Source organism: Gordonia rhizosphera NBRC 16068 (assembly GCF_000298195.1).
Lineage (GTDB): Bacteria > Actinomycetota > Actinomycetes > Mycobacteriales > Mycobacteriaceae > Gordonia > Gordonia rhizosphera.
Window position 1 is genome coordinate 1 of record NZ_BAHC01000050.1, and the last position, 26,236, is coordinate 26,236.

The 26,236-nt window shown below is 61.2% G+C and carries 24 protein-coding genes and 1 pseudogene; 12 read left to right on the top strand and 13 right to left on the bottom strand.

The features are described from left to right. Together GORHZ_RS30720 and GORHZ_RS29875 are read left to right on the top strand one after the other, a co-directional pair. Positions 1-873: hypothetical protein (locus tag GORHZ_RS30720; protein ID WP_006330984.1), on the top strand; the 873-nt coding region annotated here is incomplete at its 5' end. A gap of 257 nt (positions 874-1,130) precedes the next feature. After that, positions 1,131-2,222: an O-antigen ligase family protein gene (locus GORHZ_RS29875; RefSeq protein WP_157205070.1), complete on the top strand. Its 1,092-nt coding sequence runs from the start codon at positions 1,131-1,133 to the stop codon at positions 2,220-2,222. On the opposite strand, the gene GORHZ_RS05035 is transcribed toward GORHZ_RS29875, so the two are convergent. Then, positions 2,215-3,111, bottom strand: a complete 897-nt coding sequence (locus tag GORHZ_RS05035; protein WP_006330986.1) for a glycosyltransferase family 2 protein — start codon at positions 3,109-3,111, stop codon at positions 2,215-2,217. The genes GORHZ_RS29875 and GORHZ_RS05035 overlap by 8 nt on opposite strands. A gap of 133 nt (positions 3,112-3,244) precedes the next feature. Between GORHZ_RS05035 and GORHZ_RS05040 the strand changes: the two genes are divergently transcribed. Continuing rightward, positions 3,245-4,453 carry a glycosyltransferase gene (locus GORHZ_RS05040; RefSeq protein ID WP_006330988.1) on the top strand — a complete coding sequence of 403 codons (1,209 nt, stop codon included), beginning with the start codon at positions 3,245-3,247 and terminating at the stop codon, positions 4,451-4,453. 85 nt (positions 4,454-4,538) lie between these two features. Here the strand turns inward: GORHZ_RS05040 and GORHZ_RS30725 are convergent, their stop codons facing one another. After that, complete coding sequence (locus GORHZ_RS30725) at positions 4,539-4,691, bottom strand: hypothetical protein (protein WP_157205071.1); 153 nt, start codon at positions 4,689-4,691, stop codon at positions 4,539-4,541. A 128-nt stretch (positions 4,692-4,819) separates the two neighbouring features. Here GORHZ_RS30725 and GORHZ_RS30730 point away from each other — a divergent pair, with 128 nt between their 5' ends. From GORHZ_RS30730 to GORHZ_RS05055, 3 genes are read left to right on the top strand one after another with little or no spacing between them, the layout of a single operon-like run. Beyond that, complete coding sequence (locus GORHZ_RS30730; RefSeq protein WP_157205072.1) at positions 4,820-5,779, top strand: hypothetical protein; 960 nt, start codon at positions 4,820-4,822, stop codon at positions 5,777-5,779. 38 nt (positions 5,780-5,817) lie between these two features. Beyond that, positions 5,818-7,587, top strand: coding sequence for an asparagine synthase-related protein (locus GORHZ_RS30735; RefSeq protein WP_169330659.1), 1,770 nt, complete (start codon positions 5,818-5,820; stop codon positions 7,585-7,587). A gap of 25 nt (positions 7,588-7,612) precedes the next feature. Further along, entirely contained in the window at positions 7,613-8,479 is an 867-nt protein-coding gene (locus GORHZ_RS05055) for a glycosyltransferase family 2 protein (protein ID WP_006330997.1), read from the top strand. On the opposite strand, the gene GORHZ_RS29880 is transcribed toward GORHZ_RS05055, so the two are convergent. Both GORHZ_RS29880 and GORHZ_RS05065 read right to left on the bottom strand, forming a co-directional pair. Next, positions 8,468-9,304: a glycosyltransferase gene (locus tag GORHZ_RS29880; RefSeq protein ID WP_157205073.1), complete on the bottom strand. Its 837-nt coding sequence runs from the start codon at positions 9,302-9,304 to the stop codon at positions 8,468-8,470. The genes GORHZ_RS05055 and GORHZ_RS29880 overlap by 12 nt on opposite strands. Positions 9,305-10,013: 709 nt before the next feature. After that, positions 10,014-10,595: an acyltransferase gene (locus GORHZ_RS05065; RefSeq protein ID WP_006330999.1), complete on the bottom strand. Its 582-nt coding sequence runs from the start codon at positions 10,593-10,595 to the stop codon at positions 10,014-10,016. A 248-nt stretch (positions 10,596-10,843) separates the two neighbouring features. Here GORHZ_RS05065 and GORHZ_RS05070 point away from each other — a divergent pair, with 248 nt between their 5' ends. The 3 genes from GORHZ_RS05070 to GORHZ_RS05080 are packed head-to-tail and all read left to right on the top strand — an operon-like array spanning position 10,844 to position 14,654. Further along, positions 10,844-11,965, top strand: coding sequence for a DegT/DnrJ/EryC1/StrS family aminotransferase (locus GORHZ_RS05070; RefSeq protein WP_006331000.1), 1,122 nt, complete (start codon positions 10,844-10,846; stop codon positions 11,963-11,965). Further along, positions 11,965-13,416 (top strand): oligosaccharide flippase family protein, encoded by a 1,452-nt coding sequence (locus tag GORHZ_RS05075; RefSeq protein ID WP_006331001.1) that lies wholly within the window; start codon positions 11,965-11,967, stop codon positions 13,414-13,416. Before GORHZ_RS05070 ends, GORHZ_RS05075 begins: the two co-directional genes overlap by 1 nt. Continuing rightward, on the top strand, positions 13,413-14,654 hold the full coding sequence (locus GORHZ_RS05080) for a glycosyltransferase family 4 protein (protein ID WP_006331003.1): 1,242 nt from the start codon (positions 13,413-13,415) through the stop codon (positions 14,652-14,654). Before GORHZ_RS05075 ends, GORHZ_RS05080 begins: the two co-directional genes overlap by 4 nt. Positions 14,655-14,703: 49 nt before the next feature. Here GORHZ_RS05080 and GORHZ_RS05085 read toward each other — a convergent pair whose 3' ends face one another. The 8 genes and pseudogenes from GORHZ_RS05085 to GORHZ_RS05110 all read right to left on the bottom strand — a co-directional run bounded on the left by GORHZ_RS05085 (position 14,704) and on the right by GORHZ_RS05110 (position 21,895). Then, positions 14,704-15,339 carry a NeuD/PglB/VioB family sugar acetyltransferase gene (locus GORHZ_RS05085; protein WP_006331004.1) on the bottom strand — a complete coding sequence of 212 codons (636 nt, stop codon included), beginning with the start codon at positions 15,337-15,339 and terminating at the stop codon, positions 14,704-14,706. Beyond that, positions 15,336-16,451, bottom strand: a complete 1,116-nt coding sequence (locus GORHZ_RS05090; protein WP_245551351.1) for a DegT/DnrJ/EryC1/StrS family aminotransferase — start codon at positions 16,449-16,451, stop codon at positions 15,336-15,338. Before GORHZ_RS05090 ends, GORHZ_RS05085 begins: the two co-directional genes overlap by 4 nt. Before the next feature lie 14 nt (positions 16,452-16,465). Beyond that, entirely contained in the window at positions 16,466-16,636 is a 171-nt protein-coding gene (locus GORHZ_RS30740; protein ID WP_006331006.1) for a hypothetical protein, read from the bottom strand. Between the two features lie 142 nt (positions 16,637-16,778). Next, on the bottom strand, positions 16,779-17,960 hold the full coding sequence (locus GORHZ_RS05095) for a Rieske (2Fe-2S) protein (RefSeq protein WP_245551352.1): 1,182 nt from the start codon (positions 17,958-17,960) through the stop codon (positions 16,779-16,781). A gap of 141 nt (positions 17,961-18,101) precedes the next feature. Beyond that, positions 18,102-18,422: pseudogene (locus GORHZ_RS32175) on the bottom strand (MBL fold metallo-hydrolase); the annotation flags it as partial. Between the two features lie 338 nt (positions 18,423-18,760). Further along, positions 18,761-19,756 carry an NAD-dependent epimerase/dehydratase family protein gene (locus tag GORHZ_RS05100; protein ID WP_006331012.1) on the bottom strand — a complete coding sequence of 332 codons (996 nt, stop codon included), beginning with the start codon at positions 19,754-19,756 and terminating at the stop codon, positions 18,761-18,763. Further along, positions 19,753-20,817 carry a Gfo/Idh/MocA family protein gene (locus GORHZ_RS05105; RefSeq protein ID WP_006331013.1) on the bottom strand — a complete coding sequence of 355 codons (1,065 nt, stop codon included), beginning with the start codon at positions 20,815-20,817 and terminating at the stop codon, positions 19,753-19,755. The genes GORHZ_RS05100 and GORHZ_RS05105 overlap by 4 nt, the downstream gene beginning before the upstream one ends. 127 nt (positions 20,818-20,944) lie before the next feature. After that, a complete protein-coding gene (locus GORHZ_RS05110) occupies positions 20,945-21,895 on the bottom strand; it encodes a 1,4-dihydroxy-2-naphthoyl-CoA synthase (protein ID WP_006331014.1) in 951 nt (316 codons plus the stop codon). A 123-nt stretch (positions 21,896-22,018) separates the two neighbouring features. On the opposite strand from GORHZ_RS05110, the gene GORHZ_RS30745 reads away from it, so the two are divergent. The 3 genes from GORHZ_RS30745 to GORHZ_RS05120 all read left to right on the top strand — a co-directional run bounded on the left by GORHZ_RS30745 (position 22,019) and on the right by GORHZ_RS05120 (position 24,752). After that, on the top strand, positions 22,019-22,171 hold the full coding sequence (locus GORHZ_RS30745; RefSeq protein ID WP_157205074.1) for a hypothetical protein: 153 nt from the start codon (positions 22,019-22,021) through the stop codon (positions 22,169-22,171). Positions 22,172-22,243: 72 nt separating this feature from the next. Then, the gene (locus tag GORHZ_RS05115; RefSeq protein WP_006331015.1) at positions 22,244-22,894 is read left to right on the top strand and encodes a PaaI family thioesterase; all 651 of its coding nucleotides are present in this window, start codon (positions 22,244-22,246) and stop codon (positions 22,892-22,894) included. 82 nt (positions 22,895-22,976) lie between these two features. After that, complete coding sequence (locus tag GORHZ_RS05120; protein WP_157205075.1) at positions 22,977-24,752, top strand: hypothetical protein; 1,776 nt, start codon at positions 22,977-22,979, stop codon at positions 24,750-24,752. A gap of 212 nt (positions 24,753-24,964) precedes the next feature. Here the strand turns inward: GORHZ_RS05120 and GORHZ_RS05125 are convergent, their stop codons facing one another. Next, on the bottom strand, positions 24,965-26,236 hold the full coding sequence (locus tag GORHZ_RS05125) for a saccharopine dehydrogenase family protein (protein WP_006331018.1): 1,272 nt from the start codon (positions 26,234-26,236) through the stop codon (positions 24,965-24,967).

Consider the following 26,236-nt stretch of genomic DNA (forward strand, 5'->3'; position numbering starts at 1 on the left):
TTGTGTCTTGTCGCGGCAAACACGGTGAGTCCCACTTACCAAGCAAGCGCGGCTGTCGTTCTGTTCCCTCCGTTGGTTGAGGCGCAGCCGGACGCGGGAGGCCAGCAACCGGTTAGCAATCCGTATCTGCAACTTGCGGGACTTGAACAGGCGGTAGACGTCCTGTCGAGGACAATGAACTCGCAGAAGGTTGCGGGGGAAGTCGCAAATGAAGCGCCGGATGGTTCCTATGTCACCGCACGAGACGTGGCAACCACAGGTCCGATTCTGAATATTACTGCGACATCCGATACGCCCGCGGGCGCACTCGCAACCCTTTCAGCGGCCGAGAACCGAGTGCAATCTGTACTGGTAAGCCTTCAGGAGAACGAACGAATCGAGCCTCGCTACTACATTACGTCGTCCATCCTGACTTCGGATGCAACGGCGGTGCGCGTGGGTAAGCAGCAGTTGCGCGCGGTGATTTTTGCTGCTGGCATTGGATTGGTTGGCACTGCAGGTGTTGTGGCCGTCGTGGATGCAGTGCTTGCGGCGCGTCGATCTCGCCGAAAGACTCTGGCTGGCAGTGAATCAGATGATGGCGGATTCGAATCGACGGACGTACCGTCGAAATCTGATGACGATGGCTACGAATCGACGGACGTACTTTCAGAATCTGATGACGATGGCTACGAATCGACGGACGTACTTTCAGAATCTGATGACGATGGCTACGAATCGACGGACGTACTTTCAGAATCTGATGACGATGGCTACGAATCGACGGACGTACTTTCAGAATCTGATGACGATGGCTACGAATCGGAGGCTTCTCCTGGCGAGGACCACGGCGGACTCATGTCGAGCAATGACAGTGGGGTTTCGAAGCAGTGACCGATGTCGTTCGGCGGCGCTCTCAAACGAAGGCGAGGCTCGACGCGACGGCCTTTCTGAGCATCTACGCCGTGTTAGCTTTGCTCATACCGTCGAAACAGAGTATTGCCGCCCTCGGAGGCGCAGGACACCCGTCTCGATTGGTCGCGTTGCTTGGCGCGCTTTGGTGGCTATGGAACCTGCTGCATAGGAGTGAGACAGCTCAAACTCGGCGCCAACCCGTTCGTGTTGCCTGGGGAATATTTGTGGTCGCGGCCATGGTCAGTTATGTGGCCGCAATGATCCGGCCGATCAAACCATTTGAAATTAGTGTTGCAGATCTCGGACTGCTATCCCTCTTCGCCTGGTCTGGGATCATTCTCTTGGCAAACGACGGAATTCCGACGTTTGAGAAGCTTTGGAAGTTGCTTTGGCGGGTTTCGTTATTGGGTGGAATTGTCGCGGTTATTGGAATTATCCAGTTTGTGACAAAACAACCCGTGGTTAACCTCCTTCAAATACCGGGGCTTAGCGAGAACCAGGTGTACGCAGCCGTCTCCGTTCGGGAAGGTTTTACCAGGCCGGCGTCGACCGCGGTCCATCCAATAGAATTTGGCGTGGTTATGTCGGTTATTCTTCCGATCGCAGTGACTTGTGGAATCGTGCTAAAAGATAAGTACTGGTTGCTCCGTTGGTTGCCGGCCTTGGCGATTGGCGCTGCGATTCCGCTTTCCATCTCGCGTACTGCAATCGTTGGCAGTGCCGTGGCTATGCTGATACTGTTGCCGAGTTGGACTTCACGAACTCGGCGCTGGGCAATTCCGGTTGGACTGGTATTCGTGGTCGGACTATTTCTTTCCGTACCGGGAATACTTGGAACGATCAGCGGGCTATTCACGAGTATTTCGGGTGACCCAAGCGCCAGGTCGCGGACAGACAGTTATGCAATTGCGTGGGACTTTATCCAGACTTCGCCTTTTGTTGGTCGAGGGTTTGGAACATTCTTGCCAGCGTATTGGATCTTTGATAACCAGTACGTGAATCTAATGGTCGAGACGGGGATATTCGGCACGCTGGCGATGATTGCTCTTATCATGACTGCATTGCTTGTTGCCCGCCGCGCCGCGCGGCGCAGCGATGATGAGCGTGTGCGTCACTTCGGTTACGCGCTTGCCGCGTCGGTCGGCGCGGGTGGGTGCTGCATGGCCCTGTACGACCTGCTGGCGTTCCCGATGTCGGCGGGACTACTCTTTCTCATCGTTGGTCTTTCTGGAGCAATCTGGCGTTTGCAGCGCGAAAGCGAGACCGGATCCGTTCAAGCAAATGGACCCGGAGGCGGCAACCGGGTAGATGCCGGTCACCTCACCTAGGAAGCAGGGTGTCCGAACACTGGATTTCCGGGGGACGCCTTGAGGGCATCAGAAGAGATACGGTAGATGCCGCGCTCTCTCGGTGTCCCCGCGCAAGCCACGACAGTTCGCTTAGAACCGTCAAGAATAAGTATGCGTACGCGCCAGCTGCGCTGTGCCTCCGGCGGTAAAGGCGCACGCGGTTGACAATCTGCATCGCATGAGTCCGGGGGGACTGCCCCGATTGACCTCCCACGTGAGTTACCGTCGAATGCGGGTTGTACACAGTCAGCCAACCGGCGTCGCGAGCCTGTAGACAGAAGTCTGTCTCCTCGGAGTACAGAAAGTAGGTTGGATCCCACCCTCCGAGCTCGCGGAAGCACCGACGGTCAATGAGCATGGCGGCACCGAGTGCCCAATCTACGGAGTGTGAATACTCGTACTCCGCTGGGTCGTTCACGTACTCACTAAACGCCTTGAGGCCCGTGAATCCCAATCCTGTCGCGCGTCCGAGCGATGGCTCACGTCGTAGTGACTTGGCGAGAGAACCGTCAGCGTTGAGTATTCGAGGAGCGGCAATGCCAACGGCCGGCGCAGCGAGCGTATCTAACAACGGCGCGAGGAAGCCTTCCGCCACTGTCGCGTCGGGGTTAAGGATGAGTAGTGGCCCATCGAGTCGGCAATGTTGCTCTGCGAGATTGATCCCAGCCGCATAACCGATGTTGTTCGAGCGGACGAGCAGGCAGTCCGCTCGGGCCTCCACGATTTCGGGTGTGGAATCTTGAGATCCGTTGTCGACGACGACGATCTCGAACGAATAGCCCGACAGGCCGGCGATGAGAGAGTCCAAGAGTCCTGTGATGACCGCTGCACTGTTATACGACACGACGGCGACGCTCACCGAAACCATGACTGAACTCTAGCCCCGCAACTGCAGATCGCGTCTGCGTAATCGTTCTGTCTCGAGGCTAACGCCGAACGCCGCGACCGACCATGGCCAGAACGTCGCCTTCCAAACCTCCAAACTGTTACCGTTTGGCGTTGTGACGCGGCTCCTGCTGATTGCTCCGACCTGTGATGGAACGGACGTGGGCGAGTCCTGGGTTGCGTACAACTGGGCGAGTCGTTTGGGGGAGCGGTATGACACCACGCTGCTCACCTACCACAAGAGAGATCGCCCCCTGGCGACGCCGCAACTTCCAGGTTTGCGGGTTGTTGAGTGGCGTGATCCCCCACTGGTTGGGCGATATGAGCGGCTGAACAGCATGATGAAACCAGGCTACGTTCCATTCTGCGGCAAGGCGCGGCGTTGGGTGCGCCGCGCAATCGCGGGCGGGGAGCACTTCGACCTGGCATTTCAGCCGGTTCCTGTCGCGATGCGATATCCGTCGCCCATGACCGGACTCGGCATCCCTTTTGTTTTCGGGCCTGTTGGCGGAGGCTTGTCGTCACCGCCAGCATTCGGCGCTGACGAAGATACGTCTCCTTGGTTTGTCCGACTGCGCGCCCTCGATGGATGGCGGCTGCATCACGACTGGCTATTGCGTCGCACTTATGAGGACGCCGCCTGTGTGCTGGGAATCGGAGAGTATGTTCGAACCCAACTCGAAGATATTGAGATACAGGCCTTCAGGGTGATGAGCGAGACGGGTCTCTCCGAAATACCTCCGCCGGTAGATAGATCAGACCGCACAGGTCCTGTGAGGCTCCTCTACGTTGGACGGCTCGTGCGGACGAAGGGGGCTCGCGACGCCATACGGGCATTAAGCCTGATTCGGGATCTGGAGGTGATGTTCGACATCGTTGGTGATGGACCTGACAGGGACGCATGTGAATCCGAAGCACGCGAGCTCGGGCTCGGTGAACGTGTCGTGTTTCATGGCGCACAACCACGCTCTGCGGTATCTGAACGATATCGGGCTGCGGACGTGTTTGTCTTCCCTAGCTACCAGGAACCAGGAGGGAACGTCGTGCCCGAGGCCATGAGCTTCGGGTTGCCTGTCGTCGTCTGTAACCGCGGGGGTCCCGGCCTCGCAACCACGGACGACTGTGCAATTCGGTTGGCCGTCGAGTCGCCTGAGGCCCTGTCACAGGATGTCGCGAATGCTGTCCGAACTCTTGTCAACGACTCCGCGTTGCGCCATAAGATGGGAATGATAGCCAGGAAACGTGCCCAAACGTACTTGATGTGGGACAGCAAAGTGGATGAGTTGTCGGAGATCTTCGAACACGTCCTCGCGAGTGCGCGTTGACGATGGGTCTCCCCAGACCTGTGTGGCGTTGCGGTTCATGACGATGGGTGATTCACCATCGACAAGGTGGCGACGGCCCGAAAAGTCACTTGGCCGCAATCCGGTTGCGGGCAATGACCCGCTGCAACGAGTCGGGCAGGCTTCTGATCGAGCCACCGAAGCACGACCGGGTCACCGCCGCCACCGCCGGCAGACCGTCCTGGGTCGGGTGGTGAATCGCTCCGGGTTTGGTGCACACCTGGCTACCAGGTTTGCACCAAACCCGAGGCGATTCATGATTCTCACGCGATGTTTCGTGGTTCGATTGCTGGACGACGGCACGTGGTGCATGGTTGGCTGATGGCCCTCCGTGATTCCCATCGTGCGGTGCGAACCAACGTCATCGCGTTGGGTGTCTGCTTGCTACTCGTGTCGGTCCTGAGTATGGCGTGTGATGCCGGTGGGACGAAACGCGCGGATTCGTCCAGGCGGGAAACGGTGCGGCCCACAAGCGACGTCACGCCCGCCGTCGTGAATCGCGACATGAGAAACTGCGTTGCCATTCCAAGTGCATGCGGCTATCCCGATCAAACCAACACAGGCGTTCCCGCCAACATCAGGTTGATCTCCTCGGGCTCGATAACGGCTTCTAGAGAGGGGCAGGTCATCGACGGGATGAATGTCACAGGAGAGGTCGTCGTCACGGCCTCGAATGTGACGATCAAGAACTCTCGCGTGACGGGTGGCCGTGGAGCGGGATCAGCGGACTGGGTGATTGTTATTCGGCCGGGTGTAAAGAACCTTACAGTTGCTGATTCGGAAATATTGACTCCGCCGGGGACAGCCCAGGATATCGCTTGTATCCTCAATATCGGCGATGCGAAGCCAGTCATTCGACGAGTGAACATTCATGGATGCAGTGCCGGTGTTTCATCGGGCGGAGGAAGCGTTGAGGATTCCTATTTCCACGACATGTCGCAAGTGGCCGGTCTGTCTCACAATGTGGGTATTGCATCAAACGGTGGGGGCGGAATGACGATACGGAGAAATACTGTCTTCAATCAGTTTTCACAGACGGCCGCGATCGCGTTCTATCAAGATTTTTCGGCTCAGTCGGACAATCTGGTTGAAGACAATTTCGTCTCGGGTGGGAGCTATTGTTTCTACGGTGGAACCGGGTCGCGTGGCCGAACTTCCAACATTAGATTTGTTAACAATCGGTTGACTCGACACTTTTTTCCAAACTGCGGTGTCTTTGGTCCAATAGCTTCATTTTCGATCGACGATCCAGGAAATTTGTTTGTTGGAAACTACTGGGACGACAATGGCGAAACGGTGACCCCGTGAATTGGCGATCTGATACTCAGGAATTGCTTGGTGAGTATATGGAGCGTGGCGCAATTCTGGCGAGTTTCGAAAAACCAGGCGGCGTCCTCGGAGCCAGCGAATGGCGATCTGCGCTCGACTTGTTCAGCGGATCAGTAGATTTGAATGAGAAGTTTTCAACGGGATGTCAGCTGATCTGCTGGAACTGCATCCCCTCGACGAGTCGTGACGGCTGGCTGAACCTCGTGGTCGGCCCTCGTACGGCGAGTGGGGACCTTTCAGACGATGCGGTACGCGCAGCGGCGACAGACTCGCATTCGAGTGTGGATGCGAAGATACTACCGCCATTCGCTGCCTTCGTGGCCACTCGTGGCGGTGCATCAGCAGTATGTGATGAGTTGGGCTTCCGCCACCTATACCGTCGTGCTGGAGATGGTTGGTGCGGTATCTCGACATCAGCTCGATCACTTGCGCTGATCGAGGAGACTGAATTCGATCTGGCGTCGATTGCGACCAACAGTCTGCTCGGCTGGCAGGTATCTGCGCAGACGTGGTTCCAAGGAGTCGAGAAATGCGGGCCGGGTGAGTTCGTCACCGTTGCCGATGGCGCACTCAAATACCATCGACCTACGGGTACACGCGTGCATCACGAGTTCGTAGACCTCGATGACGCAACGCGCAGGGCGGCTGCGCTGTTGCGCGACATCGTCGTTGCTTACGTCACAGAGCACCCCGAGAGCGTTCTGCAGTTGACTGGTGGGCTCGACTCAAGACTGTTGCTTGCGGCAATGCCACGAGAAATGCGCGCACAGACCGACACCATGACGCTCGCCACGACCGGAAGCGCCGATGCTGCAATCGCGGCGAAGTTGGCTGCCAAGTACGACATGCGCCATGAGGTCCGATCGATGGATGGACTTCACGCTCTGGATCCCGCTGCGGCATTCCGGCTCTGCTTGACCGCAGCGCGGAGACTCGAATCTTCCGTTGACCCGATCGCGGCCGCAGCCGTGGATTTTGCGGAACTCCATTCGGGCGGTCGGCCACGCATCGCAGGTCTAGGCGGCGAGGTTGCCCGAGGTTTCTATTACCTTAGCCGGCCCAGGGACGTACCTGTGACACGTCGACGTGTCGATCGACTCGCGAAATGGCGGATGTTCACGAACGAGTCGGCGCCCGCGGAAATGTTCACCGAGGATTTCCGCTTTTCACGATTCAACTTTGCGCTCGAGGCGGTCTACGAAGCCTTCCTCAAGACAGAGCGTGGATGGTTTGATGCGATGGATTCCTTCTACCTGCACCAACGGGTGCACCGATGGGCTGGCACTCTTGCGTCAGCTAGTGCGATGGAACGAACAATCGTAAATCCGATGCTGGATTCAGAATTTCTTGACATCGTCAATTCGGTACCACCCCAATATAAAGCGCGTGCCCGTTTTCTGAGCGGTATTCTGGTCGAACTCGATGATGAGCTTGCTCGGATTCCGCTTGAGTCTCGCCCGAGCCCAGAAACGTACGCAGAACCAACACTTCGTCACCGCATTGAACTCGCGAGAGTGACGTCGGCAAAGGTAAGCGGTAAGGTAATCCAACGCTTCAGCCGTGCTAACAGGCCCCCAGACGGTGGCGCGGTCCTCGCTGCAAAAGTGGTTGAGTATTGGCGTCGAGAACCCGAAGCCCTTGGAGGCATAGTAGATTGCGGGTTATTAGATGGCGGGTGGATCGAACGAATGCTCCAGCAGGAGGAGTCAATCAGTGTGGCCGCCACAGCATTCATTGTCAACTTGATCGCCGCCCGAGGAATGCCAATATCACAGATGCGGGACTAACTTAAACGGTAGAGGATTCAAGGCCATGGTCGAGGGAAAGGATCCGCACGTGCCAAGAGCAAGGATCGTGATACCTGCCCATAATGAAGAACGCGCGATCAGCCGGTTACTTGCTGCGTTAAATCCAAACGTCGGTGCCAATCCATATGAGGTAATTGTTGTATGCAATGGCTGTACTGACAGAACTGCAGACATCGCACGTGCGCAACCGGGTGTCAACGTCATCGAACTAGATCGGCCATCCAAGTTCAACGCCATGCAAGTAGGGAGCGCTTCCGCGACGGTCTTACCTTTGGTCTTCATCGATGCGGACGTCGAGATCGGCGTAGACGATATCGCTCATCTGATTGGTCCGTTGGAGGCTGGGTCCGTGCTGGCGTCCGCGCCACTACGAGTAATTCCTCTCGGGGAAGCCAACTGGATCGTCCGTAGCTACTACAAGGTGTGGGAAAGGCTTCCACGGGTGGAATCGGGGCTATTCGGGCGAGGTGTGATTGCTTTGGCAAATGAGGCGATCGATCGCTTCGTCGCGATACCTGAGGTGATGTCGGATGATCTGGCGATCTCCGACCTTTTCAGCGAGCGAGAGCGCGTGATCGTCGCTGATTCGACAGTCGTGATTCATCCGCCGAGGACAACGGCGGCTCTATTGCGCCGGCGCGTTCGGGTCATAACTGGAATAGTGCAGGCGGAGATGCTTGGGGTCACAAACGCGACCGAGTCAAAGACCTCGGTGCGAGATCTCGTTCGCATTGCTCGCCAGTCGCCGTCTGCGGCGTTGTCTGTGCCAGTGTTTGCCGCTGTCACTGTTGCTGCACGGATACGGGCAAGATCGGTTATCAGACGACGAGACTTCGTCACTTGGCAGCGGGATGAGACATCACGGCTTTGAGTGGATTCCTCGAATGACTCCTAGAAGCTGGACCGCGCGTGCATCCCAATCGTGTGTCTGTGCGAACCTTCTCCTTTCAGGCGCTAGCTGTGAACTGTTGTGTCCCAGCTGGCAGAATTCGACTGTACGAGAGACGAAATCGCTGGAGTTCTCGGCAATGGTGATCAGATCAGTCGCCATCAATCGTGCGGCAGGGAGTGCTGTCGAAATCGCTGGAATCCCTGCGGCAAGATAGTCAAGGGTCTTTAGTGGAAAGCTCGCCACGTTAAATTCATCGATTCGATATGGAGTCAGGCCAACTGCGGCATTGGCAATATACAGAGCGGTATCTTCGGCGCTCTTCTGGCCAACCCAGGTGACTGAAGGATCAGATACTAGGTTGTTAATCTGGTCTCGTATCCGAGGATCGCGGTCCCTGCGGGGGCCCACAAGCACCAATGGAACTCCGATTTCAACGATTCTGGACAAAACGTCGATGTCGATTCGCTCATTGATTTTCCCGGCAAACACCGCGTAGGGCTCGCGAGGGGCGTCGGCTGGTAAGAAACCGGAAGTATACTTGTAAAGCCCCGTGTTGCAGCCGTTTGGCAGCAGTCTGACCGTTCTATTGGGCGCCTTTGCCGACAGGGTTTCGACTAATACCGGCGAGACGGCGAACACCGAGGTGGCGGCGCTGAGATTCTTTGTCTGTAGGGCAGCTATCCTCGCTTCCCCGATTCCCATCAGCTTGGAGCCTGCGATCCAATCGTCGGTCACGTAATAGATGCGCTCCCCCGCGAGTCCTCGCGGAAACACAGCCTCCGGCGAGGCCAGGATCGCTGCCACGACGTCGAAGTCTAACCTCGCGACGGTACGTCGAACTTGAAAACTTGCCTGTGCTGCGGCAACTGATCTGATCACCGGTCGAGAGACCCCCGGTGGGCTAACCGTATTGAGTTGCCACAGTCGGTCCCCGAGCAAGCGAACTCGTTTGGGTGGAGGTCGCCGCGATCTGACAAACTCGGTCAACGGTCTGGGAGGTTCTACCCAGAGGACATCGATGTGTTGGGACAGGGCTCTCGCGAGATTCACGTCGGTTCCGGGGACGCCATCCCACGGACTGCCCGCGATAAATACGATCACAGACCTACGAGTCATATCTGGCACTTTGTGGTGTGGTTGATGCGAATTGAGGACGTGTGTCTGCCTCCGATTGGGGTTCTCGCTTATGGAACGCCAAAGTACCCCCACGGAGTGCATTTCCAGAACAGGACGAGGCTTCCAGGAGAGAGCCTCGACCACCTAACCCGATGGAGACGGCCAATCGTGCCTCCTTTCGGTGTCGTCCGAGTTGCGGCAGCTCACGCGCGGGACAACGCCGACTGAGCACTCGACGGGTGCCGAGTGTATTTCACAAATTACCGCTCGCGTTCGACCGCAACCACCCCAGTGCGAATAGGAGCGCATGGCAACCGCCTGTGCCGTGCGCGATGCGGAGTCCAACCACCTCCAACCACCCGGGACTATCGTGGCCTGGTCAGCCAAAGATGTGGCGTCAACCGGTCGTGATCCGCTGCAACCCTGCCTTCTCAAGGTCACCGCCCGCCGCAGCGTACGTCTTTCCGCATGCGCAGCACAGATCTGAATCCAGCTTCTCGCCGCACAGACAAACCCACCCACGGCGTACCGCAGGATTCCCCACGTAAAGGCCGTGCGGTGCGAGATCCGTGATCACCACTGCTCCGGCACCAACAAATGCATAGGTGCCGACGACGTGACCGCAGACAACGGTCGCTCCCGCTCCGAGCGTTGCACCCCGGCGAACCAGCGTCGTGGCCAGGGCGTCACCGGACTTCTTGACCTCAGCGCGCGGACGAATGTCGTTGGTGAAGATGACCCCGGGACCCAGGAAAACGTCGTCCTCCACCGTTACGCCCTCGAAAAGGAGTACCCGGTTCTTGACCGTCACCCGATCGCCAAGCGTCACACCGAACTCGACGTATGCGTGATCGCAGATGTTGCAGTCGGCTCCGATCGATGCGCCGTCGAGTACGTGCGCGAAGGCCCAGATCCGGGTGCGTGGGCCGATGTCTGAGCTCTCGCACAGCGCATGATCATGGACGAAGTGGTCGGGCATCGCCCTCTCCATTGGTCGATCGAGCCGAACTGGATGTGCCGTTGCTGGGAATCGTTGGTGCGTGCCTGCCGTTTACGGCAGGAGTCTGTTGATGGGCGATGGAAACTGAACTCGACCATGTTAAAGTACAGCGTTCGTGTCCTGCGCACTCCCTGTAGCTGCATATTTCTTCTCGTGGGGGGCGCCGCGCGACCTGTCCGAAGGCGGGCGTGGACGCGACGCGACGATCTGAGTGTTGGGGAGTCCGCGTGGATGTTCCGTTCCTAGACCTTGCCGCGCAGAGCGCAGAAATCGCCGACGAGGTACTGCCTGTTTGGCAGGCGCAGTTCATGTCGGCAGGGTTCATCGGCGGTCTGGAGGTTAGCGCCTTCGAGCGCGACTATGCTGAGTACATTGGCGTCGATCACGTAGTCGGGGTGGCGAACGGCACCGATGCGCTTGAACTCGCCTATCGCGCGGCCGGACTGGGACCGGGCGACGAGGTGATCATGCCCGTCAACACGTTCATCGCTACCGCTGAGCCCGCCACGCGAATCGGTGCCGTCCCCGTGTTCGTGGACGTCGACGAACACCTGTTGATTGACGTGCCGTCGGTGGAAGCAGCGATCACTCCTCGTAGTCGAGCGATTGTTCCAGTGCATTTGTATGGGCAGACCGCAGCCGTCGAGGATCTCGCACCGATCGCCGAGAAGCACGGACTGGTCATCATCGAGGATGCCGCACAATCTCAGGGTGCGTCGTCGACAGCGGGTGGTGCTGGCACATTGGCTCGGATCGCCGCCACGAGCTTCTATCCGGGCAAGAATTTGGGGGCCGCCGGGGACGGTGGTGCGGTCTTGACTGATGATCCAGCGGCCGCTGAGTTCGTTCGCAGTTACGCCTCGCACGGCAGCACAGTGAAGTACGTTCACAATCGGGCGGGTACAAACTCGCGCCTCGACGCCATCCAGGCATCAATGCTGCGCGCAAAGCTACGCCGTCTCGAAGGCTGGAACGAGGCGCGCCGCGAGGCCGCGGTACGGTACTCTGCGTTGCTCGGGGACCTGTCTGGCGTCCAACTGCCGGTCACCCGGCCCGGGAACAGCGACGTGTGGCACCTGTATGTCGTCCAGGTGGACCATCGCGACGGGGTTTTGAAAGAGCTAAACGAATCTGGGATCGGTGCGGCCATCCACTACCCTTACCCACTGCACCTCACACCAGCCTACGAACACCTTGGCTACCGCCAAGGTGAGTTCCCGACTGCCGAGACCGCAGCCACCCGAATCTTGTCCCTCCCGATGTTTCCGCATCTGGATGAGGCTCGACAGGTCCGGGTGGCCGACGCTCTGGCGCGTGCGGTGGATGCGTTGGCGGTGCGCGGCACCTGATGGTTCGTAGCAAGACGACGCGATCGCCAAACGCGCAACGGGCATTGGTGTGGAGTTTTGCCAATACCGCGATCGGGAAATTCGGCACGGTCCTGATCTCGGTCATCATCGCTCGACTGCTCGGTCCTGACGAGTTCGCGACGTTTGCGGTTGCCATGGTGGCACTTGCGGCAGTGCTCAGTTTCAACGAACTTGGTGTCAGCCTGGCTATCGTTCGTTGGGAGGGCGATCCGCGCAGCATAGGCCCGACCGTGACCACCATCTCGGTGGTCGCGAGTTTAGTCTTTTTCGCCGCTGGGTTGGTGGCTGCGCCGGAGTTCGCCCAGGCGATGGGCGATCCTGGGGCGACAGATGTAGTGAGGCTGATGCTTGTCTGCGTTCCACTGAACGGTCTGGTGGCCACGCCGGCAGCGATGCTGCAAAGGGAGTATCAGCAGGGTAGGCGAACCGTCGCGGACCAGGTTAACATCTGGCTCGGTGCGGGCATTTCGATTGCCCTGGTGATTCTCGGCTGGGGCGCTATGAGTCTCGCGATTGGGCGCGTGGTGGCGAGCGTAGTGTTCTCCATCATGTTGATCCTATATTCTCCTGCGCCACTGCGTTTCGGGTGGCATCGCGATCTCGTGGGGCCGCTTCTGCGGTTCGGGCTGCCGCTGGCGGGAGCCAGTATCGTCGTGTTCACCGTCGGCTACGCCGACCAGATCGTGGTCGGCTCGGTCATCGGTGCGAAGGCGCTCGGTTTCTACTTGCTGGCCTTCAATCTCTCCAGTTGGCCGGTGACGTTACTGTCGCAGCCCATTCGTGCTGTTGCGCCCGCGGCTTTCGCCCGCATCCAGACGGATCGCGATCAGATGGGCGTCAACTACCGGGCCGCGTACACGGTGGTGTTTGCCGTTGCCGCGCCGGTCTGTGCATTCATTGCGGCCGCCGCTGACCCCATCGTTACGCTCGTCTTCGGCGCCGAATGGGTGCCAGCGGCGGCGGCGCTTCAGTGGTTGGCGCTGGCCGCCGTGGTCCGAATCCTGTTCGAGTTGTCGTATGACTTCCTCGCAGTTAAGCGCCGGTCAACAGTGTTGATGGCTATCCAGATCGCGTGGTTGACCGCGTTGGTGCCGGCGTTGCTGGTGGGTGCTCAGTTGTCGGGGATCGGTGGCGTCGCGGCTGCACAGTTCGTGGTTGCGACCCTCATCCTGATCGTAGGTTACGGTTGGGCATTGTCGAGCGCCGGCGTCGATGCGTGGGCACTTGTGCGGTCCTCGCTGTTACCCGTGGTCGCGGGAGTCGTGGCGGGAGCCGGCAGCATTCTCATCACCAGGATGGTCGACAGTGATCTGGTTGCTGACCTGACTGCCGGGTTCTTTTCACTCGCGGTCATGGGAATGTCGGTCTGGATGGTCCGCAGCAGCATTCGTACCCTTCGTGGGGCGACAAGGATGGAGAGTTCGGCGTGAGGGTTCTCGTATATCCACATGACCTCAATATCGGTGGTAGTCAATTGAATGCGATCGAAATTGCCGCTGGTGTGCGAAACCTCGGGCACGAGGTGGCCATCTTCGGTCGGCGGGGTCAGCTCATGAGCCGCATCCAGGAGCTCGGCCTCGAGTTCATCGAGGCGCCGCCACTTGGTCGGCGACCATCGCCGGCAACGGCGAAGGCGTTGGCAGATCTCGTTCGCACCCGACAGGTCGACCTCATCCACGGTTACGAGTGGCCACCGACACTGGACGCGGTTCTCGCGCGCTTTCAGGGGTCGCGCGCTGCGGTGGTGTCCACGGTGATGTCGATGTCGGTGCCGCCCTTCATTCCCCACAACGTGGACTTGGTGGTCGGAACAGAGCAGATCGCTGATGCGGAGCGTGCGGCCGGACGCCGCCGCGTGTCCGTCGTCGAGCCGCCGGTGGATCTGTCTCACAACGACATAAGCGGCCATCTAGATATGGCCGGGTTCCGCTCAGGGTTTGGGTTGGACGACGAGCGTATTCTGGTTGTCTCGGTTGCGCGATTTGCTCGAGAACTCAAGCTCGAGGGTACGTTGACGGCGATCGATGTGATCGCCGAGCTATCCGAGAGCGTGCCGATCCGTCTGGTACTGGTCGGTGACGGCCCTGCGCGCGCCGACGTGGAGCGTGCTGCACGCAGGGCTAACGAACGACACGGTGTCGGAACTGTCGTTCTCACCGGGGAATTGACTGATCCCCGAGCAGCCTATGCCGCAGCCGATATCATGCTCGGCATGGGTGGGTCTGCGCTCCGCGCCCTCGCGTACGGGAAACCACTTATCGTGCAAGGGGAACAAGGGTTCTGGCGGACCTTGCGAGCGGACACCGTCGATCAGTTCCTATGGACGGGGTGGTACGGGATCGGGCCCGGGCCCGAGGTGGGGGCGGCGGCACTGCAATCCGAATTGTCGGTGTTAGTCGATCACGGTCGACGGAAGGAGGCAGGCGAGTTCGGCCTGCGCCTGGTGCGCGAGAGGTTCTCGCTCGTCCAGGCTGCACGACGGCAAGAAGACATTTACCGTCTCGCGGTCGAGGCGGGTGCACGTCGACGACTGACCGCCGAGGGACTGGCCTTCGGCCGATATGTGCAGTACTACGGGGCGAAGCGACTTCGGCGAGCACTGGGGCGCCAAGCAACAGATGACTTCAACTCGCGCCCGGTCGCAGCGCGATGGAATGCAGGATCGTGATGAACTGAGCGCGCTGTTCAGGTTCCCTTTGTCGCGTTGACCTACGAAGTCAGCGAAGCCGTTCCGCTGGCACCCCGGCCCAGCACTCAGCGTCAGGCAGATCTGTAAGCAGCGCCGCCCCCATACCCAGCACACTATCGGAACCCACCCGAACACCTTGCCGGACTGAGGAATTTGTGCCCAGGTATGCGCGTTGGCCCACACAAACGGCACCGCCCAGCGTTACGCCGGCACACAAAGTCGCAAAGTCCTCGAGTACGCAGTTGTGGGTGATCACCGCGCCCGGCATGGTCACGACGTGATCGCCCAGTGTGACGTCAGCAGTCAATACCGTGTTCGCCAACAGGATTGCACCGACGCCGACCGTGCAGGACGCGGGTATCCGCACGGTCGGATCGATGATGGACGCAAAGCGATCTCGTGACACTCCCTGGGCGGCCAAGGCTGAGACAATGCTTGACCGCGATGACCCCTTCCCAGCGCACACAACAAACTCGGCGTCACGGTAACCTTTGGCACGGGGGACCGGACCCAAGACCGGGATGCCGCCAACGGACGTTCCGTGCAGTGCGGCGTCGTCGTCGAGGATTGCCTCGACCACTCGGTCACCGCCTGCATCAATTGCCGAAAGGGCTTCTCGTGCAAGGCCACTCGCGGCTACTAGGATGAGCGGTCTGGGGGTCACGGACAGCCGCCGATCAGTACGGCGATCACCCGCTGCTGATCTGACTCGCTCAGCGCGTGGAACACCGGAAGGATCAGCGTGTTGTCGGTGAGTCGGTCGGTAACCGGAAGTCCCGTGGTCGGTTCGAGGTCACGATAGGGCGGCTGCCGGTGCGCGGCCATGATCCCGCGTCGCGCGGAGATGTCGGCCTTCGCCAGAGCCTCGAGGAGCCCCTCGCGGTCGGTGGGGTAGTCGTCGCCGACCTCGACCCAGAACGACTGGAAGTTGCAGGTGCCGTGTTCGGGGTCCGCGACGGCCCGCAGGCCGGGGATCTCGGCGATTGCGGCCTGATAGCGGCTGGCGATGTCGCGGCGTCGGGCCACCAGATCGGGCAGCTTGCCCAGCTGGACAAGCCCGACGGCCGCCTGCAGGTCGGTCATCCGGAAGTTGTAGCCGACCTCGTCGTAGGTCTCGGGCGGCGGCAGGACCGATCGGTGACGGTCGGCCGCGGACACGCTCATGGCATGTTCGCGCAGGTGGCGGGCGTGGTCTGCCCAGTCCTGCCGCGAGGTGGTGATCATCCCGCCCTCACCGGTGGTCAACAGTTTGCGAGGATGAAAGGACCACGCAGCGATGTCGGCGCCGGCGCCGACCGGCCGGCCGCGGTAGGCCGAGCCGGCACCACACGCCGCGTCCTCGACGACGATGATGCCGAGCGGGTCGGTGACCGCCCGGATGGCCCCAAGGTCCACCGGGGCACCGCCCTGGTCGACGGCGATGACGGCCTTCGTGGCCGGGGTGAGCGCGGTCTTGACGGTCGTGGCGGTGAGGTCGCCGGTCGCCGCGTCGACGTCCGCGAAGACCGGCGTGGCACCGACGTAGCGGACGACATTGGTGGTCGCGATGAAGGAGAACGACGGGACCACGACGTCATCGCCGGGCCCGATGCCCGCGACGATCAGCGCGAGGTGCAGCGCAGTGGTGCAACTCGTGGTCGCGACGGCGTGCTCCGCCTGCATTCGGGCGGCGAATGCAGTCTCGAACTCGGCCACCTTCGGTCCTTGGGCGACCCAGCCGGATTCGATAACCGCCGCGACCGCTGCGACTTCTTCCGCGCCTAGCCATGGCTTCATGACGTTGATCCGGGTCATGCCATGCCCGCAGCGACGAATCCGGCAGCGACTTTCTCGCGCCGCGGTATTGACCACTCGGCCGGGCGGCGCTGGGTGGTGTTGAAGAGTGGAACATCCGCGGTGCGGCTGAGACCGCAGTCGCGCAGGTCGTTCGCGGTAAGGCCGGTGACGAGACGGTCGAGCATCACCGTAGGGTTCTTACGTCGTGGTGGCCGAACATGCAGAACTCGCCAACGCCGGCGCAATAGGCGTCGGTCGACGATAGTCGAGTCGGCACTGACTGCGTCTCGTGCCATCAAATACGGTACGCCGTCGACATTACTCACTCTACTCGCCCAGCTTCTCGTTAATCGCTTCATCAGGTTCCGCGGGGATATGATCAATCGCATGTGCTGCATCGTCGGAATCATTAAGAACCTTGACGCGAAGTGGAATCGAAGCCTTCTCTAAGCATTCCCCAGTTTCCGCGTCCCAGATCCAGTGGTGGCGCGGGCATTCGATTCGTCCATTCTCGATCTTTGCGAATGACAAATCTTCACCTGCGTGAGGGCAGTATCGCTGAATCTTGAGGCCGTCGCGAACGATATTCTCCGTGTTCTGGCGTTCGCGTAGCATTTGCATTGTCTGGACGGGGTGGTTGCCATACCGAAGGAGGCCCATCAGGGTCAGGTCAAAGACGTCTGGATCACGATGAAGGCCGAGGCGCATTGACAATAGGGCTTCTTCCCATCCGGTCTCTCCGTCCAAGATCGAGTGGAGCACCCGAGTTGGGACGAGGACCGTATACTCGGGATCGTAGGGTTCCTCACTTTCTATCTCGAAGTCCTCGGCCAATCTTCCGAGTTGGACATCCCAGAAATCGGAGTCCGATATTACCCGGATGTTCTTTCTGTAGTCTGCAAGGAAGTTCCTGTTCTTCCTCTGAAGTTTTATGAAGTACGATTCAATTTCGGTAGCGGACACGGGTGGATCTGGTTTTGTATAGTAGGAATCCCATTCAGATTTCCGACGTTCTCTGTATGCCGGGATGTCCTCTTCGAGTTTTCGATTAGCTGTCGGGACCACCTTGAGTGAGCTGCCGAGTTCGATCCGATCTCCGGGAGCTAAGCGAATCACGTCAGTTCGACCGCAGGACACAGCAAAGTCGCCCGCTACTTGTTCCCAAATAGGGAAGATCGTACTGTCGCGATCGTTATGGCAATCGAGTTCGGGATCGAGGAAGCATGCCGGTCCAGCGGATGGTAGATAGGCCTTCGCTTGGGTGAGGTTGACCTTCTGTATCAAGGTATCCATCAAGTCCCGTCTCACGGTGGCAACCCTCTTCGCCATCTCTCGTGGCGGGTAGTCGTAGCAATTCGGGTACCACATCGCTCCCGAATACTGTGCGGCAAGTAGGTCGATATCCGATGGAAGTTCTGACATTTGGGTGTTGCAATCGTTCAGATCAAGGAATCGGAACCCGTCAATATCAAGGAGGATGCCACTGTCCTCTTTGTGGCTGGTGTCCATATACATGGTAGCCGTTATGCCAGCGTCCAACGGAACCGCTTGCTTGTGATCCAACTCAATAATATCTCGGAATCCGAGTCGACGCATTCGTCGACTGAGTGAGCGGGAGCGATATTTTGCCGCGATGACTCTTATGTCGCGTGGTAGCTGTTCTAAGAACACTGCGTCGAAGTGATCTTCGTGAGTGTGCGAAAGGTAAATGTAGTCGAACTTCTGACCCAACACTTCGGGGAGAAGGAACCTATTGTCTGGGTATGGAAACCAGGACTTGAGAAATGCGGGGAAGAACCATGGATCAATTAGAATTCGGCAACGGGAATTATGAACTATGAACCCAGCGTGGCCAAGATAGTGGACTGTTGCTCCACCTGCACGATTAGTCTGACCAAGCTCGGTTGCCTCGCGCCGCCTATTGGTATTCGGGTGCTGGGATTCGGATCCGGTCGAATGATCGTGGTTCATGTTTTCCTCCCGGTCGCCTTGTCTAAACTTCTCGTTGTGCAGCGTCGCATGGTCCGTGCTAGCTACGGCAGACTAGCTGTGTTGGCTTATAGGGATAAGTTGAGTTCAGCCTAGTGTGCTTATTGTCTCGGTTGCATACGGTCTAGAGCGATAGACCGGCTCATAGTGGCCGGTGCCGGGCGGTCGTTTCATAGCACCGGATGGCGCGGACCGTCCACCCCTGGCCTGGGTGTCGTGCTCGTTGGGCGGTTGATGGTCGCGGATTGCGGGGGTGGATCTCGCGCGACGCTTCCGCTGTTGGATGACGGGTTCGGTCGTCACGAAGTTGATGTGGGCGGTCACGTCGTGGCCGCCTTGCCTGCGGCGATCTCGTCGCGCAGTGGCATCCACCATTCGACCAGTTGCCTCAGACCCTCTTCGAGGCCGATCGTCGCCTCGAATCCGAGGTCACGTTTCGCGGCGCTGGTGTCGGCGAGTCGACGGACTACGTTGTTCGTTGTGCGTTCGGGCCCGTGCTCGACGCCGAGGTCCTTGGCGTTCATGACCTTCAGCAGTGCTTTGGCCAGTTCCAGCAGGCTGGTCTCCGTGCCGCTGGCGATGTTGTAGGTGCCCTCGACGATGCCGCTCTGCGCGGCGAGCACGTTGGCGCGGGCGATGTCCGGAACACAGACGAAGTCCATGGTCTGGCTGCCATCGCCGAAGATCAGCGGGGGCTTGCCGTCGGCGATGCGTTCCATCCACCGCACCAGCACCTCGGTGTACAGGCCGTGCACATCCATCCGGGGCCCGTACACGTTGAAATACCGGAGCAGGACGTAGTCGAGCCCCTGCATAGCGCGGAAGCTGCGGACCAGGCCCTCGTTGAAGGACTTGGAGGCGCCGTAGAGGGTGTCGTTGTTCTCGTGATGGTGGCGTTCGTCGGTCGGGAACTCGTCGGCCATGCCATAGACCGATGCGCTGGAGGCCGCGATCAACTTGTTGACTCGATGTTTTGCAGCCGCTTCGACAACATTGAACGTTCCGTCGACGAGCACCTCGAGCGCCAGGCGCGGTTCCTCGGCGCATTGGGTGATCCGAATGGCCGCTTGGTGGAACACGACATCCTTGCCTGCGGTCAGTTCATCGACGAGGTCCCGATCGCGGATGTCGCCTTCGATGAGCGTGACCTTGCCCGACCCAAGCGCATCGTCGAGGTTGGCCCGGCGGCCGCGGACGAGGTTGTCGAGGACGTCGATGTGCGCGGCCCCGGCATCGACGAGTTGGTCGACGAGGGTCGAGGCGATGGTGCCGGCGCCGCCGGTGACCAGGACGGAGCTTCCTTCGAGTCGGGTCATGATCGGCCAACCCCCGTGACGTCGTCGGAATTGACCGGGCACGGTGCTCCGGCCGCGCGGAGACTCCCGGCGACTGCATCCAGCACGGACAGTACCCGGAGACCGGCCGCTCCGTCGGTGCGGGCTGCGCGACCGTCTCGGATGGCAGCCGCGAACTCGGCGACCACGTTGGCCAGGGCCTCGCGCTCCTCGAGTGCCGGGGCCCAGGTGTCGCCCAGTCGGTAAGAAATGTTGGACGCGCGGGCGTCGGCGGTCTCCTTGGACTGTAGTTCGAGGTCGACGCCTCGGTCGTAGATGCTGACGCGCTGCTGTGGGTTGAGGTCGTCCCACACCAGGGTTCGCTTGGTCCCGCCGACGACCATCCGGCGGATCTTGGTAGGGCTCAACCAGTTGACGTGAACGTGTGCGATCGCCCCGTTGGCGAGCGGCAGCGTGAGGTAGCCGATGCACGCCTTCCCTGTTTGCAAGGGGTCGGCTCCATGCGCGGCTACCGATGCCACATTGAGGCCGCCAGGCAGGACGAAGTCGATGATCGAGAGATCGTGCGGAGCGAGATCCCAGAACACGTCGACGTCGGGCTGAATAAGGCCCAGGTTGATCCGGACGCTGTCGATGAACAGCACCTCTCCGATGAATCCGTCCTCTATGAGTTCATGGATCTTGAGCACGGCCGGCGTGTAGCAGTAGGTGTGGTCGGCCATGAGGACGAGGCCGCGTTCCCGTGCTTCGGCTACCATCTCGGCGCCACCCTCGCGGGTGTCTGCGAGAGGCTTCTCGACCAGCACGTGCTTACTGGCTTCGAGTGCCGCCATCACGATGGCCTTGTGGGTGCGGGCGGGTGTGGCCACGGCAACCGCGTCCACAGTGGGGTCCGCCAGGACTTCCTCGAGACTGCCCGTTAACGGGATATCACCGAGGCGGTCGGCAAGACCACGGGCGCGCTCAATGTCGAGGTCGCAGATGTAGGCCAGTTTCCAGTTAGAGGAAGAGCGGAAGTTACGGGCGACGTTCGGGCCCCAATAGCCCGCCCCCACCACGGCCACCTTCAGTCGTTCAGACACGTGCAAAGTATCTCCCACGACGGGGGCCGACTGGAGTCGATTGTCCAACCAGTGACGACAGGTTCAGGCCCGACCTGCTCCGGACACGGAACTGAAAGGTACTGATCAGCGCCAACGTGGTCGTTTGTTAGTAGTAGTAAGGGAAAGCCTCCCACTCCGGGCTGCGCTTCTCCAGAAACGCGTCGCGACCCTCGACCGCCTCGTCGGTCATGTACGCCAACCGCGTCGCCTCCCCGGCGAACACCTGCTGGCCCATGAGTCCGTCGTCGGTGAGGTTGAACGCGAACTTCAGCATGCGCTGCGCTGTCGGCGACTTGCCGTTGATCTTCCGACCCCACTCGATGGCGGTGGTCTCCAGATCTGCATGGTCGACGACGCGGTTGACCGCGCCCATCTGATGCATGGTCTCGGCGTCGTAGGCCTCGCCGAGGAAGAAGATCTCCCGGGCGAACTTCTGGCCGACCTGCTTGGCCAAGTAGGCGCTGCCGTAGCCGGCATCGAAGGATCCCACGTCGGCGTCGGTCTGCTTGAAGCGGGCGTGTTCGCGCGACGCCAGGGTCAGATCGCACACCGCGTGCAACGAGTGCCCGCCACCGGCGGCCCAGCCGTTGACCACCGCAATGACCACCTTGGGCATGGTGCGGATGAGGCGCTGTACCTCGAGGATGTGCAGCCGCCCGCCCTCGGCCTTCACGCGCGCCTCGTCGACGCCCTCCACCCCGGCCGCCGCGACATCGGAATCGTGACTGGTGGCGTACTGATAACCGGACCGCCCGCGGATGCGCTGATCGCCGCCGCTGCAGAAGGCCCAGCCGCCATCCTTGGGGCTCGGTCCGTTGCCGGTGAGCAGGACGGTTCCGACGTCGGGGGAGCGTCGCGCGTGGTCGAGGGCGCGGTAGAGCTCGTCGACGGTGTGCGGGCGGAAGGCGTTGCGCACCTCCGGCCGGTCGAAGGCGATCCGCACGATCCCGTTCGCCCGTCCCGGCCCGCTGTGACGGTGATAGGTGATGTCGGTGAAGTCGAACCCCGCGACAGTGGTCCATGAGTCCGGATCGAACGGCTGAGAATCGGCAGGCATGGGGTCAGGGTATCCATGGCCGGGTTTCCCGCTGGCGGCCACACTCGATTTACAGCACATCGGCGCTGCATATGTAGCGCAAATCCCATTGCTTCCCGTTACTTACTTTGTCAAAGTATTTTCGTGTCCGTTTACATCGGCGTAGCGTTGATCGTCACCGTCTGGGTGATGATCGCCGTCGTCGGTGCCCTGGTCGTCGGTCGTGCCGTGGTGTTGCGGGATCGCCACGAGACCCCCCGTCGCCCGGAGGAATCCTCGTCGAAGCCCCCTCGCTGAGAGAGTCCGACCGGGTCTCATTTTCTGTAGGGCGGTTCAGCGAACCGCCGTATTGGTCGTTACCTTTGGTAAATGATCGACGGCCCTGACATCTCCGAAAACCCCGACGACGAGGATCCGCACGAAGGTGGGTTCCGGGCCCACACCGCGATCACGACGTCGCGCGGCGGACCACGGTATGCCGAGTTCAGCGAGCAGGTCCGTACCTTGATGGATCACGCCCGGTACGCCTGCCCGACGCCGGAGATGGCCGACGAACTGATCGAGGACCTCAAGAAGATCAACGACAAGCTCGCCACCGTCCGCATCGACGAATGGCATTCGCCGGCCGGCACCCGCATCGATCTGCCCTCGCGAGGCAACATCACGTTGCCGCCGTATGAGGTCATCGATTTCGGGCCGGACGGAGTGACCACGACGCTGACCTTCCGCGACTTCCACCTCGGCGGCAACGCCGCGGCGCACGGCGGTCACATCGCGGTGGCCTTCGACGACCTGGGCGGTTTCGCCTCTGCAATCGCCATCGAGGGGGTGAGCCGCACGGCCTACCTGACGGTTCAGTACCGCTCGATCACGCCGCTGAACACACCGCTGCGGGCCCGCACCTGGGCTGAGAAGATCGAGGGGCGCAAGGTGTTCATCAAGGGGACGCTTCACGACGGGGACCGGCTCTGCGCGGAGATGGACGCGTTGTTCATCAAGCTGAATCCCGGTCAGCCGTAATCACTTCGGTAACGATTCGGTCAAACGGGTCGATGGGGGAGACATGTGTGTCAAAGGGGTGGGAGTCACACGCCGGATTGTCATGTCGTCGGGGATCGCCGCTGCGCTGTTGATGGCGGCTCCTGCGGGCGTGGCCGTGGCGGATGAGCTGATCGGGTCGGATACGTCGTCGCCGAACTCGGTGACCGAGGAGACGGAAACGAGTTCGCCGGAGTCTGCGGAGTCGTCGGAGGCTGGGGAATCTGCGGGTCAGGAATCTGCGGACGAGGCTCCCGCGGACGATGAGGCGGCCGACGAACCGACCGAATCGCCTGCGGAGGAGGAGTCGGCCCACGAGCCGCCTGCCGACGAGCCGCCCGCTCAAACCGGTACGTACGAACCAGAATCTGGCGACGCGGAATCTGGCGACTCGGAATCTCCGGACGCTGCCGATGCGCCGCCGGAATCCGTGTCCGAGGACGTGGCCGAGACAGCCGGGGACGCAACAGCGCCGACACCACGGATGCCGCACTTGAACTTCACGCCTCCGGGCCGCGAATCCGATGCGGCCCCGATGGGCCGACACCGCGCCGATGAGGCGCCGACCGGTCGGCACCGGGCGGACTCTACGTTGGACTCGGGTCTGAACGCCATCGGTCCTTCGCAGTCGGCGCCGGTCCCCGAGGTCCCCGACCCCGTCCTGGTGATCGACGAGTTCGTCGCCGAGCCCGGCACGACCGCGGCGATGGCACCGATTGTCGCCGACTCGAGTGTCTTCTACCGGCTGACCCACAACTCGGGTGGCGCCGGGCTGATCTTCCTCAACCAGAACCTGACGGTCGCCGGCGTGCTCAACCGCCGCAGCCGCGGCGACGGCACCGACTACTTCGGGCTTCTGAGTCCCGGCGAACAGCTGACGCTGCCGGTGCGGCCGGTCGCCGAACTGAGCGTCGGCGACTCACCGCTGGCCGACGCCATCGACGACTCGCTGCTGGTGCAGGCGGTCCGGTCAGCTGTCGCGCCGCTGCTCTGGTACGGCATCGACGCCGACGACCGCTACTACGATCCGTCCGATTTCCAGGTGCTGATCGGCGACAACTACCGCATCGCCGACGCCGACGGGATCACCTACACCTACGACGCCGACGCGAACACCATTACATTCACCAACACCACCGACCAGGACGTCGCGGTGATCGCGGTCGATCAGAACAACATCCCGCACGGCGACGGCATCTACGTCGTCCCCGCCGGAGAATCCATGACCATCGACACCGGCGAGGACATCTCCGGTTACGTCGTTCAGGGCGAACGTGATTCGGAGGGGCACGCGGTCATCTACGGCATGGTCGTGGTGCAGGACGACGCGACGCTCAGCCAGAACTTCAACCCGTACGGCGGCGCGATCCGTGATGCCGACGCGCCGATCATCGACCCGGAGGACAATTTCTGGGACCCCACCGAGGGGCTCGCGACCGGGCTGCTCTGGCCGTTCGACGCAGTGGGTGCCAACGCGGGCACCGACGGCGTCTACTACACGACCGGCGCCGACGGGGTGACCATCCACAACGACGGCGACTCCGACATCGCGATCATCGTGTTCCGCGGTACGCAGGATTCGATGCTGATTCCGCAGACCGAGATGTATGTCATCGAGGCCGGCACCACGCACACCATCGAGCTGACCGAGGGTTCCTATGCGTTCACGTCGGTGCAGGGTCAACGCGTCGCCGACGGGCCGGACGCGGGTAAGCCCACCCTGTACGGCGGGTTCGTCGCGCTCGGCACCGGCGACGACACGTCGGTCAACGAGATCGACCTGCTGCCCGAAGACCAGTACGGGACGATCACGCAGGGGCCGACGATGCTGGTCGCGTAGCGCCCGGGAGTGGCCTCGATACGCGTCGGGCTCACTGCGTTCGCGCGTCGCTACTCGACCATCAGGTGTAGTCACTTCGTTCGCGGCTCGATCCAAGGAGTCGCGCCGACGCACCCCTCGCCGGTTGAGTTGCGCCGAGCGAACGCAGTGAGCCCGACGCGTATCGAGGCCACACCGCACATCGAGCACCGAGCCGCCCCGCGCGGACCGCGTCAGGTCAGCTCGACGGCCTCCAGCGTGCAGCCCGCGTCGCGGAGACGCTCAACCAGTACATCGCCCATCGCAGCGGCCGGGGTGAGGACGCCGGTGAGGTTCGGCAATCGGTCGCGTTCGAGCGCCAGCGCCAGCGCGCTCTCGGCGATCATCATCGCGGTGGCCTTGTAGCCGGGATCGCCCTGGGCGCGCATCTCAGAACGGTAGCGGCGACCGGTCGTGGTGGTCGTGTAGGTCTGGGTGACGAAGGAACCCTTTTCCCGCGACTTCTCGCTGGGCCCTTCACCTGGCTTGGGCAGCAGCCGATCGAGGAGCTTGCGGGTCGGACCGAAGCTCATCGCCCCGAGGAACGTGCCTATTCCGACGCCCACCGCGCCGGCGGCCAGGGTGGAGAGTCCGGGGATGCTGCCGACCGCCATCGTCTCGGCGTAGCGGAAATCCGGGCCGTAGGCGTGGTCGAGTAGGGCGTCGGAGCGTCGGACGATGCGGCTGTTGTAGCTCGCCATGAAGAATGGGGCCAGAGTGCCGCGCAGCGACGGATCGACCTTCTTTGCGCTCATGATGGCGATGTCGCTGGGCTGCGACGACATGCTCGGCCGGGGGGTGTTGCCCGGGGTGCCCGACAGCGCCTGCGGATTCAGCAGCAGCCGGCGGGTCTCGGCGTCCTTGGCCTCCTCGGCGATCACCCGCATCGAGTCGACAGTGCCGCCCGACGCGCCACCGCGGAAGGACTTCAGGATCAACGTCGTGTCGGTCATCGTGCCGGCGTCGTCGTCGGAGATCTTGCGGTACAGCAGGTAGGCGCCGAGATCCGAGGGCACCGAATCGAATCCACAGGAGTGCACGATGCGCGCGCCGTTCGCGACGGCCGAGTCGTGTGCCTTCTCGATGGAGTAGTGCACGAACGGCACCTCACCGGTGAGGTCGACGTAGTCGGTGCCGGCGTTCGCGGCGGCGACGACCAGCGACTCGCCGTACTTCAGGTACGGGCCGACCGTGGTGCAGATGACCCGGGTGCGGGCGACCATCGCGTCCAGCGAGGCCGGCGACGACGAGTCCGCGACGACGAGCGGCCAGTCGTGGGCGCGAGCCGGAAGGCGTTTGCGGGTGGCGGCGAGTTTGGTCTCCGACCGCCCGGCGAGGCCGACCTTGGTGCCGCGCGGAGCGTGCTCGGCGAGGTAGCGGGCGATGAGTTCGCCGACGTAGCCGGTGGTGCCGAAGACGATGATGTCGAACTCGCGGGCGGTGTGTGGTGTGGGTCCCCCAGTCAT